12 protein-coding genes are annotated in these 13,654 nt (G+C 61.7%); 5 read left to right on the top strand and 7 right to left on the bottom strand.

Going from position 1 to position 13,654, the window contains the following annotated elements:
* Window positions 1-19 precede the first annotated feature (19 nt).
* Window positions 20-1,060, bottom strand: a complete 1,041-nt coding sequence (locus C6Y62_RS13390) for an amino acid ABC transporter substrate-binding protein (RefSeq protein WP_173954326.1) — start codon at window positions 1,058-1,060, stop codon at window positions 20-22.
* A 188-nt stretch (window positions 1,061-1,248) separates the two neighbouring features.
* Between C6Y62_RS13390 and metC the strand changes: the two genes are divergently transcribed.
* The gene (gene metC / locus C6Y62_RS13385; protein WP_173954325.1) at window positions 1,249-2,436 is read left to right on the top strand and encodes a cystathionine beta-lyase; all 1,188 of its coding nucleotides are present in this window, start codon (window positions 1,249-1,251) and stop codon (window positions 2,434-2,436) included.
* A gap of 43 nt (window positions 2,437-2,479) precedes the next feature.
* Here the strand turns inward: metC and C6Y62_RS13380 are convergent, their stop codons facing one another.
* The 4 genes from C6Y62_RS13380 to C6Y62_RS13365 form a co-directional block, all read right to left on the bottom strand.
* Entirely contained in the window at window positions 2,480-3,514 is a 1,035-nt protein-coding gene (locus C6Y62_RS13380) for an XdhC family protein (RefSeq protein ID WP_173954324.1), read from the bottom strand.
* Window positions 3,515-3,699: 185 nt separating this feature from the next.
* Entirely contained in the window at window positions 3,700-6,882 is a 3,183-nt protein-coding gene (locus C6Y62_RS13375) for an efflux RND transporter permease subunit (protein ID WP_173954323.1), read from the bottom strand.
* Window positions 6,883-6,893: 11 nt separating this feature from the next.
* On the bottom strand, window positions 6,894-8,108 hold the full coding sequence (locus tag C6Y62_RS13370; RefSeq protein ID WP_173954322.1) for an efflux RND transporter periplasmic adaptor subunit: 1,215 nt from the start codon (window positions 8,106-8,108) through the stop codon (window positions 6,894-6,896).
* A 110-nt stretch (window positions 8,109-8,218) separates the two neighbouring features.
* Window positions 8,219-8,908 (bottom strand): FMN-dependent NADH-azoreductase, encoded by a 690-nt coding sequence (locus C6Y62_RS13365; protein ID WP_173954321.1) that lies wholly within the window; start codon window positions 8,906-8,908, stop codon window positions 8,219-8,221.
* Between the two features lie 228 nt (window positions 8,909-9,136).
* On the opposite strand from C6Y62_RS13365, the gene C6Y62_RS13360 reads away from it, so the two are divergent.
* The gene (locus C6Y62_RS13360; RefSeq protein WP_173954320.1) at window positions 9,137-9,811 is read left to right on the top strand and encodes a TetR/AcrR family transcriptional regulator; all 675 of its coding nucleotides are present in this window, start codon (window positions 9,137-9,139) and stop codon (window positions 9,809-9,811) included.
* A 129-nt stretch (window positions 9,812-9,940) separates the two neighbouring features.
* Here the strand turns inward: C6Y62_RS13360 and C6Y62_RS13355 are convergent, their stop codons facing one another.
* Window positions 9,941-10,330: a tautomerase family protein gene (locus C6Y62_RS13355; RefSeq protein WP_173954319.1), complete on the bottom strand. Its 390-nt coding sequence runs from the start codon at window positions 10,328-10,330 to the stop codon at window positions 9,941-9,943.
* Between the two features lie 294 nt (window positions 10,331-10,624).
* Here C6Y62_RS13355 and C6Y62_RS13350 point away from each other — a divergent pair, with 294 nt between their 5' ends.
* The 3 genes from C6Y62_RS13350 to C6Y62_RS13340 all read left to right on the top strand — a co-directional run bounded on the left by C6Y62_RS13350 (window position 10,625) and on the right by C6Y62_RS13340 (window position 12,977).
* Window positions 10,625-10,792, top strand: a complete 168-nt coding sequence (locus C6Y62_RS13350; protein WP_157066841.1) for a hypothetical protein — start codon at window positions 10,625-10,627, stop codon at window positions 10,790-10,792.
* Between the two features lie 168 nt (window positions 10,793-10,960).
* A complete protein-coding gene (locus tag C6Y62_RS16495; RefSeq protein WP_173954318.1) occupies window positions 10,961-11,677 on the top strand; it encodes a VTT domain-containing protein in 717 nt (238 codons plus the stop codon).
* Between the two features lie 256 nt (window positions 11,678-11,933).
* Window positions 11,934-12,977 (top strand): AI-2E family transporter, encoded by a 1,044-nt coding sequence (locus C6Y62_RS13340; RefSeq protein WP_173954317.1) that lies wholly within the window; start codon window positions 11,934-11,936, stop codon window positions 12,975-12,977.
* A gap of 54 nt (window positions 12,978-13,031) precedes the next feature.
* On the opposite strand, the gene C6Y62_RS13335 is transcribed toward C6Y62_RS13340, so the two are convergent.
* Window positions 13,032-13,565 carry a hypothetical protein gene (locus C6Y62_RS13335; RefSeq protein WP_173954316.1) on the bottom strand — a complete coding sequence of 178 codons (534 nt, stop codon included), beginning with the start codon at window positions 13,563-13,565 and terminating at the stop codon, window positions 13,032-13,034.
* Window positions 13,566-13,654: the final 89 nt, after the last annotated feature.

The following is a 13,654-nucleotide window of genomic DNA, read 5'->3' as shown; positions in this document are numbered from 1 at the left end:
GACCGCAAGCTGGACAGCTTCAGCGGAAGGGCACTGCGTACATCAAGCCGCCTTTGGTCCAAAGATTGTTGAGGCCACGGGCAAGCTTGAGATCGGATTTGGCGCCGAGATTGCGATCGAAAATCTCGCCGTAATTACCTACGTTCTTGACGATCAGATAGGCCCAGTCGCGCGGCAGGCCCAATGCCTGCCCGAGATTGGCCTCAAGGCCGAGAAAGCGACGGACGCTCGGCTGCGTTGCCGCGCGCTGCGCATCGACATTCTCTGACGTTAGCCCGAGCTCCTCCGCCTCGATCAGCGCCATCAGCGTCCAGCGTACGACGCCGAACCACTGCGGATCGCCCTGCCGTACAGCCGGCCCGAGCGGCTCCTTGGTGATGAGTTCCGGCAGAATGATATGATCGGCGGGCGTCTTCAGCTTGCTGCGCGTAACCGCCAGCAGCGAGACATCACCCGTCAGCACCGTGCAGCTGCCGGCCGCATAGGCCTGAACCAGATCGTCCCAGCTCTCCTGCGCGACGATCTGGTAGCGCATCCGCTGTGCGCCGAAAAACTCGGCCACGCCCTGCTCGCCCATCGCGCCGGGCAGCGCGCAGATCGATGCACCGGAAAGCTCCAGCACCGACGCCACGGCATTGCCGCGCCGGGTCAGGAAGCCCTGACCGTCATAAAACAGCACGCCGGCAAAGCGGGCGCCAAATTCCGTATCGCGGGTCAGGGTCCAGGCGCCGCCACGGGCCAGCACGTCTACGTCACCCGCTGAGAGCGCCTTGAAGCGATCGTTTGGCCCGAGCGGCCAGAATTTGACGGCGTCAGCCGTGCCAAACACCGCCAGAGCCAGCGCCTTGCAGAAATCGACATCCATGCCGGTGCGCACGTCAGCCGCACTGGTTTGCGAAAAACCCGCCTGCGCTTCGCCAATCCCGCAGTTCAGCACGCCCCGCGCCCTGATGGTATCCAGCGTTGAGGTCTGTGCGTGCGCTGCCGACAAAGCCGCGAACAGCAACCCAAATGTGAGGATCACCCGGACCGGACAGCGAAGTGTTTGAAAAATCTGCATGGCTTGAGGGTTACTGTGGGCCGATCACGCCAGCGGCGCAAGGGTCACTGTGCTGCGGTTTGATGAAACATTTGCCGATCAATCGATAAACTGCTCAATCCCGCAGATTGGTGGCGGGGTCAAGGCCTTGACCCCACGTCAAACTTACTCCACACGGGGCGTTTCCCGCCAGGAACAGGATGCGACACATGTCCTCCGACAAAAATTCTTCGCGCCCCCATGCACCTGCCACCCGAGCCGTGCACTCGGGCCGCGCGCCCCACGACAATTTCGGCTTCGTCAATCCGCCGGTCTATCGTGGGTCGACGGTGCTGTTCCCCACGGTCGAAAAGCTCTGGAACCGCGATCAGGCATATACATACGGTCGCACCTGCACACCGACGGTCAAATCTCTGCAGGACGCGATTGCCGACATCGAGGGCGGCGCGACCACCGAGCTGACAGCATCGGGCTATCAGGCCGTCAGCACCGCCATCCTCGCCTTCGTCAAGGCGGGCGATCACATCCTGATGGTTGATAATGTCTATCAGCCGACGCGCAAATTCTGCGACTACCTGCTTGCGCGACTGGGCGTCGAGACCACCTATTACGATCCGCTCATCGGCGCCGGCATTGCTGATCTCATCCGGCCGAACACGCGCCTCATCTTTACGGAAAGCCCCGGCTCGCAGACGTTCGAGGTGCAGGACATCCCGGCCATCGCGCGCATTGCCCGCGATCGCGATCTGTGGCTGCTGATGGACAACACGTGGGCGAGCCCGCTCTACTTCCGCCCGTTCGAACATGGCGTTGATGTTTCCATTCAGGCGGCAACGAAATACATCGTCGGCCATGCCGATGCGATGCTGGGCGCGATCACCTGCAACGAGCGCGCGGCGAAGTATATCGCCATGGCCAAGGACCAGCTCGGCGTCTGCCCGGGTTCGGAAGAAACCTATCTCGGCATGCGCGGCCTGCGCACCCTGCCGACACGGCTGGCGCAGCATCATCGCGCGGGGCTTGAGATCGCGCGCTGGCTGGAAGGCCGCCCCGAGGTTGCCCGCGTGCTGCATCCGGCGCTGGAGAGCCATCCGCAGCACGAACTGTGGAAGCGCGATTTCCTCGGCGCCAGCGGCCTGTTCGGCGTGGTGCTGAAACCCGTAAGCGACAAGGCCGTGGCAGCGATGCTCGACGGGCTGGAGCTGTTCGGCATGGGCTTCTCGTGGGGCGGCTATGAAAGCCTGGTGATCCCGTTCGATGCCCGCAGCTACCGCACCGCCACCAACTGGCAACCCGAAGGGCCGACGCTGCGGCTGCACATCGGCCTTGAGGATGTGAACGACCTGCGCGCCGATCTGGAAGCCGGCTTTGAGCGGTTGAACGCAGCGGCCGACTGATCACATCGCCGTCGTTCGCACGGCGACATTGGTGCTGCGGCGACTACGACGCGCCGCGCACAACCTTGATGATCTCAGCGAGTATCGAAACGGCGATTTCGGCCGGGCCTTTCGCACCAATCGGTAGCCCCACCGGACCATGGATGCGGGCGAGATCTGCATCGCTGAAGCCTTCCGCGCGCAGCCGCTCCAGCCTGCGACCCTGGTTGGTGCGCGAACCCAATGCGCCAATGTAAACGCACGGAGCACGCAGGGCCGCGATGAGCGTTGCGTCGTCGATCGCCGATGTATGGGCCAGCGCGACCACCGCCGTTCGCGCATCGAGCCCCAATGCTGCGAATGCCTCCGGCGGTTGTGCGACCATCGTCGTTGCATCGACGGAACGGAAGGCGTCCATGAATTCGCGGCGTGGATCGACAACGCTGACACGGTAGCCAACCTGACGGGCCAACGGCACCAGCGCTTGCGCGATAAGCGCCGCACCGACAATCACCACATGCACCGGCGGCAGCAGTGGCTGTACAAACAGCTCGTTTGCGTCTTCGCCGGTCAGCGTCACTGTTGCGGCATCCCGCGCAGCGATAACATCGACAGGCAATGCATCGCCTTCCGCATAAAGTGTGCGCGTTCCATCTGCGATGCGGGTTGTCACAACCACCGGACGGCGCTCCTGCTCCGCCGCGATAACAGTATCGAGAAAGGCTGTATCTGCCGGGCCTAATGGCTCCACGACAACCTTGAGGCGGCCGCCGCATGCAAGCCCTGAATGCCATGCGGCTTCATCCGAAACATCATAGTCGACAACGCGCGGCGCCCCCTCTGCAATGACGCCCTCCGCAACTGCAACCAGTTCGTCCTCGACACAGCCGCCGGAAATATCACCTTCATGCAGATTACCGGCGATCACAAGCCGCGTACCAACCGGAGCTGGCGCAGTCCCCCACGTGTCGACAACCGTAACAACCGCCGCCGCGCCGTGGAGTTCGATCCATTCACGCGCCAGTTGCCAAACAGTTAGCGCGCCACTACGAGTGGCGTCGTTATCGTTGTGATTGTCGTTGCTGGCAGCACGGCTCATCAGGTTCCCCGCAAATGCGTCCGGATCAATGCACACGGCGCGACGCTAACACATTGCTGTGTCAGGCGACGGCGAACATGCTCGCTGATACCGACTTTTGCAGTGTGCACAGCTCTGTGCGCAACAAAAACGCGGGCCGCAATGCTGCGACCCGCGTTGTTGTTTAGAACTGCAACAGCCTGATGTTATTCCGCTGGCTGCGTTGTCGCCGGATGCGCGGCATCGGCCGTTTTCTTGCCGCGCGAGAATCGATCGCCCAGCCAGCGGCAGGTGACGTAAAACACCGGCGTGAAGATAAGGCCGAAGATCGTCACACCGATCATGCCCGCGAACACCGCCGTGCCCAGCGCCTGACGCAATTCCGAACCGGCGCCAACGGCCCACACCAGCGGTACCACGCCCAGAATGAACGCCAGCGACGTCATGATGATCGGACGCATACGCAGGCGCGCCGCTTCCTTCGCGGCCGACCACTTATCCTTGCCTTCCGCCTCAAGCTGGGCCGCAAACTCCACGATCAGAATGGCGTTCTTGGCTGCCAGACCTATCAGCACGATGAAGCCCACCTGCGTGAGGATGTTGTTGTCCATGCCACGCATGACGACGCCGGTGATCGACGCAATCAAACTCATCGGCACGATGAGGATGACAGCAAGTGGCAGCGTCAGACTTTCGAACTGCGCCGCCAGCACAAGGAACACGAACACAACGCCCAGCGCGAATGCGAACACCGCCGTGTTGCCGGCCTTGATCTGCTGGAACGCAAGTTCGGTCCATTCGAAGCCGAAGCCCTGCGGAAGCGTTTCGGCGGCGATCTTCTCCATCAGGTCAATCGCCTGCCCCTGCGAAAACCCGGGCGCTGCGGAACCATCGAGCTCAGCGGCGGGATAAAGGTTGTAGCGCGGAACTCGGGCTGGCGCGGAGATGTTGTGCACCGTCGTGAAGCTGCCGAGCGGAACCGTATCGCCTGCGTTATTGCGCACGCGGATGTTGAGAATATCGCGCTCGTCTAGGCGATACTGACTATCCGCCTGCGCGGTCACGCGGAACGTGCGCCCGAGCAGGTTGAAGTCGTTCACGTAGGCCGAGCCGAGATACGTCTGCAGCGCCGTGAACACCTCGGTGATGTTGATGCCCAGCATCTGCGCCTTGACGCGATCGATATCGAGATAGAGCTGCGGCGTCGTGTTCTCGAACATCGTGAACACCTGCTGCAGACCCGGCGTCTGGTTGGCCTTCATCATCATGGCCATCGTCGCCTGCTGCAGCGCCGCCGAGCCGGCACCGCCGCGATCCTGCACCATCATGCGGAAACCGCCCGCGCTGCCGATGCCACGCACCGGAGGCGGCGCAACAACGAACACCATGCCATCCTGGATGGACGCATACTTCTGCATCAACGCGCCCTGGATGGCGCGCGCGGACAGGTTCGGATCCTTCGCCCGTTCCTCAAACGGCTTCAGCGTCACGAACACGGCGCCAGCGTTTGGCGCGTTGGTGCGCGTTGCGCCCGAGAAGCCGACGAAGTTCACCGCGTGGGCGACGCCGGGCGTTTCCAGCGCCAGCTCCACCATGCGCTTGTTGACGGCATCGGTACGCGCCAGCGACGCTGCCGGCGGCAACTGCGAAACAGCAATGAGATAGCCGCCGTCAACCGCCGGAATGAAGCCCACCGGCGTCTTGCGGAACTCGTTCATGCCGAACACGATGAAGCCGCCGTAGATCACCAGCATGATCAATGGAATCCGGATCATCTTGCCGATCGACCACGCATAGCCGTTCGAAAGCTTGTCGAAGCTCCAGTTGAAGACGCGGAAGAAGCCGTGTACCGGCTTCATGTACCACGGCGTGCGATGATGCTCCGCGTGCGGCTTCAGCAGCAGCGCGCACAGCGCAGGTGACAGCGTGAGCGAGACGACCAGCGAGATGATCGTTGCGCCAGCGATGGTCAGCGCGAACTGCTGATAGAACTGGCCGGTAATGCCGGTGATGAATGCCGACGGCACGAACACGGCCGTCAGCACCAGCACAATGGCGATCAGCGCCCCGCCCACTTCATCCATGGTCTTGAACGCGGCATCGCGGGGACTAAGCCCCGACGCCATGTTGCGTTCAACGTTCTCCACCACCACGATGGCGTCGTCGACGACGATGCCGATGGCCAGCACAAGACCGAACAGCGACAGGTTGTTCAGCGAGAAGCCAAACATCGCCATCAGGAAGAACGTGCCGACGAGCGACACCGGAATGGCCACGATCGGGATGATCGCCGCACGCCAGGTCTGCAGGAACAGCATCACCACGAGCACCACGAGGATCACAGCCTCGATGATGGTCATGACAACGGCGTCAACCGACTGCTGAATGAACTCTGTCGGGTTGTAGACGATGTCGTACTTGATGCCGTCGGGGAAGCTTTTCGACAGCTCCGCCATGGTCGTCTTGATGCGCTCGGCCGTATCGATCGCGTTGGAGCCAGGCAACTGGAACACACCCAGCGCCACAGCAGGGCTGCGATCTAGATACGAGATGATGCCATAGTCGAGCGCGGCAAGTTCGGTGCGCGCAACATCCTTCAGGCGCACAACCGCGTCGCCATCCTGCTTGACGATGATCTCGCCGAACTGATCGGGATCGGCCAGACGGCCCAGCGTCTGCACCGAGATCTGGAACGCGCCCGGCTGTTCGACCGGCGGCTGATTGAGAATACCCGCCGCCACCTGAACGTTCTGGCGCTGCAAAGCGGCCGTCACGTCATTTGCGGTCAGGCCCAGCGACTGCAATCGATCCGGATCGAGCCACACGCGCATGGAATAGTCGCGGCTGCCGAACACCGTGATCGAGCCGATGCCCTCGATGCGGGTCAGCACGTCGACGACGTTGACGCTGGCATAGTTGGAGATGAACAGCGTGTCGCGCGACTGGTCGGGCGAATAAAGATGCACCACCATCATCAGGTCGGGCGATGCTTTCGCCACCGTGACGCCGATGTTGCGCACGTCCGCGGGCAGACGCGGCTGCGCAATCGCAACGCGGTTCTGCACCTGCACCTGCGCGGTATCGAGATCGGTGCCCAGATCGAACGTGACTGAGATGGTGAAGCGGCCGTCAACGGTGGAGTTAGACGAGATGTAGAGCATGTGCTCCACGCCGTTGATCTGCTGCTCCAGTGGCGCAACAACCGTCGACGCTACAACCTCGGCACTCGCGCCGGGATACTGGCCGGTGATGTTCACCACCGGCGGCGCGATCTCAGGATACTGCGCGATCGGCAACCGCCCCAGCGCAACCGCGCCGAGGATGATCAGCACCACCGAGATGACGCTGGCAAAGATCGGCCGGTCGATAAAGAAATGCGACAGACGCATCGCGTCCTACCTTAGTTGGTGCGGATGGAAGAGGTGGCCGGCGTGCCGTCCGGTTCGATGGCAACGACTTCAGGCGTCACCGGAGCGCCGGGGCGCACGCGCATCAGGCCGTTGACGACGACATTGTCGTCAGCCGTAAGCCCTTCAACCACGCGCAAGCCATCGACAAGCTGACCCAGCGTGATGAACTTCTGCGTCGCGACGTTGTCGGCACCGACCACGTAAACAAACTTGCGCACCTGCTCTGTGCTGATGGCGGAATCGGGCACCAGCAGCGCGGTTGTCGGTGCTGACGTTGCAATCTGCACACGGCCGAACATGCCCGGCGTCAGCTTGCCATCGGCATTTGCGAACTGCGCGCGACCACGAATGGTGCCGGTTGAGCGATCGATCGCGTTATCAACGAAGTCGATCCGGCCCTCGTGGCCGAACGTGTCTTCATCGATCAGCTTCAGATGCACTGGCAGCGTCATACCACGGTCGGCAGCGGCGCTGGCCTCACCGCCCGCAATGCGCAGGTAACGCAGATAGGATGCCTCATCCATAGTGAACTCGAACCGGATCGGATCGATGGATGCAATCGTCGCCAGCATCGTGGTGCTGCCCGAAGCGCCACCCGACACGAGGTTGCCCACCGACACACGGCGATCACCGATGCGACCGGAGATCGGGGCGGAAAGTTCGGTGAAGCTGAGATCCAGCTCGGCCTGCTCCAGTGCGGCCTGCTGGGCAGTAACGCCCGCCGTAGCAACACGCGAAGCCTGCAAGCGCTGATCCAGTGCCTGCTGCGTGATCGTGGTGCCCGCACGCAGGCTCTCGCCGCGCTTGCGGTCGCTTTCGGCAAACGCAAGGTTCGCCTTGGCCTGCTCGATCGACGCCTTCGCCTGTTCGACAGCGGCGCGGAACGGACGCGGATCGATGGTGAAGAGCGGATCGCCCTCCTTCACGAGCTGGCCATCCTTGAAGTGGATTTTTTCCAGATACCCGGAAACGCGCGCGCGCACCTCGACGTAGTCATAGGCGACGAACCGGCCGACATATTCATCGCGCTCAGTCACCTGCTTCTGCACCGGCTTGGCGACAGAAACGGCCGGTGGCGGCGGCGCGGAAGCCGCTGCTGCCGGGCCCTGCTCCTGATTGCAGCCGGCCAGGAAAGTTCCGATCAGGGCAAACGTAGCCACGCGCGCTGAAGTGCTGCGGAAGTTTGCAAGAGAAGTTAAGGACATCTGCCATCCGTCCGTAGGTTGTATTGCTGCGGAACAGGCGCCCCCTGCGCCGCTCCGGTAAAATCGTCTTCGGCGCCGTCCCAAATTTGGACCGCCACCGAAACGTTGTGTCATCCCGCCAGAACGCCAGCCACCGCTCCAGCCCGTCGCAGGGCCGCGTCCACCGCGCGCTCGGCGCAATCCGGCCCTAGGGCCATGCCTTCCAGCAGGATGGTCTGCACGTCCGAGATGCCGATGAAGTTCAGCACCGAACGCAGGTAGCTTTCGTCATGCTCGTATGCAGAAAGCGGGCCAGCGCTATAGAAGCCACCACGCGACAGCACCAGAATTGCCCGCCGTCCGCGCAACAGCCCCTGCGAACCGTTGTCGGTATAGCGGAACGTGCGATCGGGGCGGATGACGTGATCCACCCACGCCTTCAGCGTCGAGGGGATGCCGAAATTGATCATCGATGCAGCAATAACAAGCGTGTCAGCGCTCAAAAGCTCATCGATCAGGACATCGGAGCGGTCGATCATTTCGCGCTGACGATCGTTGCGCGCGCCGGCAATCGATCGGGTAGCGATGACGAAGTCTTCGTCGATATGTGCCAGCGGATGCCGCGCCAGATCGCGAATCGTGACACTTGCATCTGGATAGACTTGACGCAGCTCACGGAGCACGCGCATTGCTACAAGACTGGAATAAGAGGTATCGCGCCGCGGACTGCTGGTCAGGCAGAGAATGTTCGACTGGCCTTGACCCTCAACCTTCCGGGAAGGCGGGCGCTCGTTCGATTGCGGTGCACGTGCTGACTGCATTGGACGCTCGCGTGGTTCGTGCGGTGCAGTATCGTCTTGCCCAGGAAAGGCAGAACACTGATCAGGATCAGGAGGCCGAAGTCTTGGATGACAGCCACCGCACACTATGTTACTGACCAGTAACGCCGTGGTATACTGACCGGTAACACCCCCTGTCAAGAGGCTGAGCCATCAAGGCCCCCGGACATTCAGGGCAGTCATATACCGAGGCCCGGACTTAGAGAGGCAATGGGACAGACCATCAAAAACGCGGCTGTGCAGCCCCCGCCTCGCGAGCGCATTCTCGCTGCGGCACGCGATCTGTTTTACCGCCATGGCATTAGAGCTGTCGGGGTTGACGCCATTGCTGAGGCTGCAGCCACCAACAAGATGACGCTCTACCGTCATTTTGGCTCCAAGGACGAGTTGATCTCGGCTTACCTGCAGGAGCTCGCCAAGGAGGGCGACGATCTCTGGCAACGCTTGAGAGAAACCTACCCTGATGATCCCCACGCCCAGATCGAAGGGTGGGTCCAGCACGTCGAGCAGGTTCTGACCGACTGCTCCGAACGGGGCTGCGCCATGGCGAATGCCGCCGTCGAAATGCGCGAGATCGATCACCCCGCGCGCCAGATCATCGATGATTACAAAACCCGCAAACGCGATCAGCTCGTTCGCCTGTTCAGCGAAGCCGGTTACGGCGAGCCCGAGCAGGTCGCCGACGAAGTTTTCCTGCTGTTCGAGGGCGCACGCATTTCAATTCAGTGCTGCTCGCAGGGACCGGCGCTGCGCGTCGTGCGCATGTTGCGGTCCCTGTTGGCCGATCACGCGCCGAAGGTTGAAGTTGAAGCTCTTGCCGCCAGGGACGCAGCATCAGAGCGTAAAGCGGGCGCTAAGTCCGGCACCAAATCCAAAGAGACCTGACTCGATAAGCGTGCTGGAGACGTGGCTTACGCGGCTTCGCGCAACGCCCACCCAGCACAACTGCCATCTCAACAAGTCTAAACACCTGCGCGCGGACTGATTGATCCGCGCGCCCAGTATTTGAATGTTTTACAGGTCGCCTTCAAGGAACTGCGCGCGCCCCAAACCGAACGACCAGTCTTCGTCTGTATTCTCGACCATCGAGATCATGACGTCCGTAGGCGCAATTCCGCAGCTCTTTTCCAACTCTTCCACCAGCAACCGATAAAACGTCTGCTTGGCTTCCTTACCGCGTGGCCGTGAGAATACTTGCAGCAGCACAGCCTTTTCCGTGCGCGTAAAACCCAGCCCCGTGTCCTCCATGATCATACGCGAGGGCTTGTGTTCGATGACGATCTGATAGCGGTCACGCTCCGGAACCTTGAAGGCTGCCAGCATCGCGCGGTGCGCCGCATCCAGCAGCGTCTTCAGTTCGTCGTCAGTGCGGCCTTCAATCAGATCGAAGCGAAGCAGCGGCATAGCAATTCACCGGGTTTGCGTTTGCGGAGAGGTGCAACGTCGGAACTGTGTAGTCATGTGTGCGCCCGCAAACAACACGCCGTGCGCAATGCCTGCCTGCCACCATGGTCTAAGCAGGTGCGCTGCCTGAGTTGTAGCTCTGATTGCGCGGCGCAAAATTTCCTACCCGGATGGGCGGCGCTCCGATGTGTGCGATGCACAAACTGTTTCATATTGTTTCATCGACCCAAATACCGTTATTATGGAGCCATGACCAACGTGATTTCTGCGGGTGCCCAACAGGACATTTCCGCCATGACCAGAGAACAAGTCGAGCAGGCCATTCGCGAGATGGAGCGTCTGCGTGATGCCTCGCGTCTGGCCGATGAACTGGACGAACAGCGGCGCAACGCCAACGACTACCATCGCCTGTGGCGCGAACTGCGCCCCTATGTGCAGGCCAGACGTCTGGCGACGGATTGATCAGGCGCCGGCGCACGCCGAATGTTGCGGGAGGCTAGTGCTTCCCGACCGGTTCAGCACGCGCCGGCAACGGCACCGCACTTTTGCAGAAAGTGCTTCTCGCCCTGACATATAGCCTTTTAAGGTGCGTCCGCATTCCTGCGCCAAGCTGACGACGGACGGATGCACGTGCAGCAAAAACCCCTTCCCGGCGCACGGACGCCAGCCGGCACCTCCAAGGCCTCCCCCACCTTCAGAGCCTGGGGCCTGATCGCCAAGTATACTGCCTGGACCATCGCGCTCGTCCTCGGGATATCTATTCCGCTCGTCGTTCTGGGCGAGAGGTTCGATCTCATCATCCGCGACTGGATGGCCACCCCGGAATCCTCCCTCGCGGTGGCCGCAATCGGCATTGCCCTGCTCGTGGCCGATCTGCTGCTCGCGATCCCGTCAGCGCTTGTCATCGCTCTCATGGGTGGACTGATCGGCGGCGCGGCGGCAACCGTTGCCGGCACAATCGGCCTGTCGCTGGCCTGCGTGTGGGGCTTCATGCTGGGCAGAAGCTTTGGACGCGACTTCTCATCCGCCGATGACCGCGAGCAGAAAGAGTTCAGCACCGCCACCGGCTTGCTGAAGCAATACGGCCCCCTCGCACTGGTCGTCGCACGGCCGGTGCCCATCCTGGCTGAAATATCCGTCATAGCGGCAGCCGCACTGGGCATGTCGGCAGCGCCGGTTTTGATCACCACCACCCTCGCCAACCTTGGCATCGCCGCGCTCTACGCATTTGTTGGCGCAACGGCGGAGGGTTGGCTCGGCATCGCACTCGTTTTCGCGGCAGCCACGACGCTGCCGGCGCTGGCATTACTGACAATGCATTTTATCCGGCAGCGCAAACGCGATTAACCCGGCCCGAGCCTGCGGCATAGCCCATTTGGGGGATGAACGCCGCGGCTGGAACACTGACAGTATTCCAGCGTCCGGGAAGGCCCTGCCATCGCACATTTTTGTTGGAGTGTCCGCCTTACTGCGGAGTTCGCCATTCCCGGGCGCGCCCATATGCCGATGCAGCCCGGCCAGCAGATTTTCGGCGGAGTTATGAAATCCGTTACCATCCGTACGCAGCAGATTATCAAGGGACTGCATCTAAGATGCGGCTGCCATGACATCACTCCAGCCGCAACCGGCCGCCCCCGCTCCGATGACTCTGCGCACCGCGGCCGCGATCGGCATTGCGGCGGTAGCGGGGTGGTATCTGTCGAATGTGCTTCTGGTCACGTTTGCGGCAATGCTGGTGGCACTGGCGCTGTGCTCGATCGCACGCCCGATCACTAGATACGCAGGCGTGCCGCGCCCGCTCGCAATTCTGATCGCCGCGGCACTATTTGTGCTGGTGGTCGGCTGGCCATTCTTCCTGTTTGGCTCGCGCCTGTGGACCCAGTTCGATGAGCTGGCGGTGGACATCCCTAACACCATCGAAGCCATCAAGCTCAACCTGGAAAGCCATCCATCAGTCGTGCTGCTGGAGAAGCTCTCGCTGCCATTCGACATGACGACGATCGCCGGACCGGTGAGCGCCCGGCTAACCAGCATACTTTCATCCATCGGCAGCGTGCTGGCCTATCTCACGCTGCTGATGTTCGCTGCGTTGTATTTCGCTCTAAGCCCTACCCAGTACGTGGAGGGTGCGTTGCGGTTCGTTCCCGGTGACTATCGCAACCGGATCCGCCAGTTTCTCGACCGCGCCGCTCGTCTGCTGCGACTGTGGCTGTCGACGCAGCTCGTCGTTGTGGTGTTGAACGCGCTTTTCACAGGCATTGGCCTGTGGCTGTTCGGCGTCGAAGAGGCCGGCGCGCTAGCAATGCTGGCGGGCCTGCTGTCCTTCATTCCCTATGTCGGCACCATCATCGCGATGGGCATTGCTGCACTCGCCGTGATGCCCCAGGGAGTAACGCTGTCGCTGTACGTGCTGTTCGTGTTCACGATTGCAAGCGCAGTCGAAGGCTATCTGATCACGCCCTATATCCAGAGCCGAACGCTGTCGCTAGCGCCGGTGGTTCTGATCGTCGCTATCTTCACATTCGGCGTGCTGTTTGGAACGCTCGGCATCATTCTCGCCGCGCCGCTGACAGTGGTGATCATGGCCGCACTCGACACCTTTTATGTGTCGTCGCCAACACCCGAAGAAACACCGGCTGCCACGTAAAACGCTGCCCGCAAGAAGAAGTCCGATCGTGCTCGAAGCGCAGGCAAGCGTCGATCACTTACGCCGCCACAACACCGCGAACAGAGCAACACCGGCTGCGCCGAGCAGAACCGCCAGCAGCGCAGTCTGCTTCAGCCACAGCATGGCTGGCACCGCAGCCGCCATCACCAGCCCCAGCACGCAAAGCTCCAGCGAGATGTTCAACCCGGCCAGAAATGTGCCCAACGCCAGAATGAGCAGCAGCGCATAACCCGTTGCCGGGCCGGTGAACATCGTCTGGATGCCAGGCATCAGCACGATGCGCATTGCCACGATGATCGCCAGCCAATGCGCCGACTGGCGCAGGATCAATTGCAGCCTTCCCTGACCATCGTAATGCGGCCAGGCGGTGAAGATGCACAGAAGCCCCGTCAGCACCGCCAGAATTTCCCAATAGCGAACGAGCGGCGTATTCGCGATGCTGGTAAACGCGACGCCGCCGATCGTTAGCGCCAACAGCGCAATGTATGGCAATTTGCGTACAAGGAAGCTTTGCCAGGTATGCGGCGCGGCGGGTGTGGCAGATGCTTCGACGTTGGAGTCTTCCATCAGGCTGCTCCGATTGCGGCAGTCTTTACCCTCTGCCTGCTGCGGGCGGCGCCACGATTGGCACGCTCAACCCACCATCCTAACCGCCG

It is taken from the genome of Hyphomicrobium sulfonivorans, from assembly GCF_013306565.1.
In the GTDB taxonomy this organism is placed as follows: Bacteria; Pseudomonadota; Alphaproteobacteria; order Rhizobiales; family Hyphomicrobiaceae; genus Hyphomicrobium_A; species Hyphomicrobium_A sulfonivorans.
The sequence above is the reverse complement of the archived record's forward strand: the minus strand, read 5'-3'. Positions and strand labels throughout refer to the sequence as shown.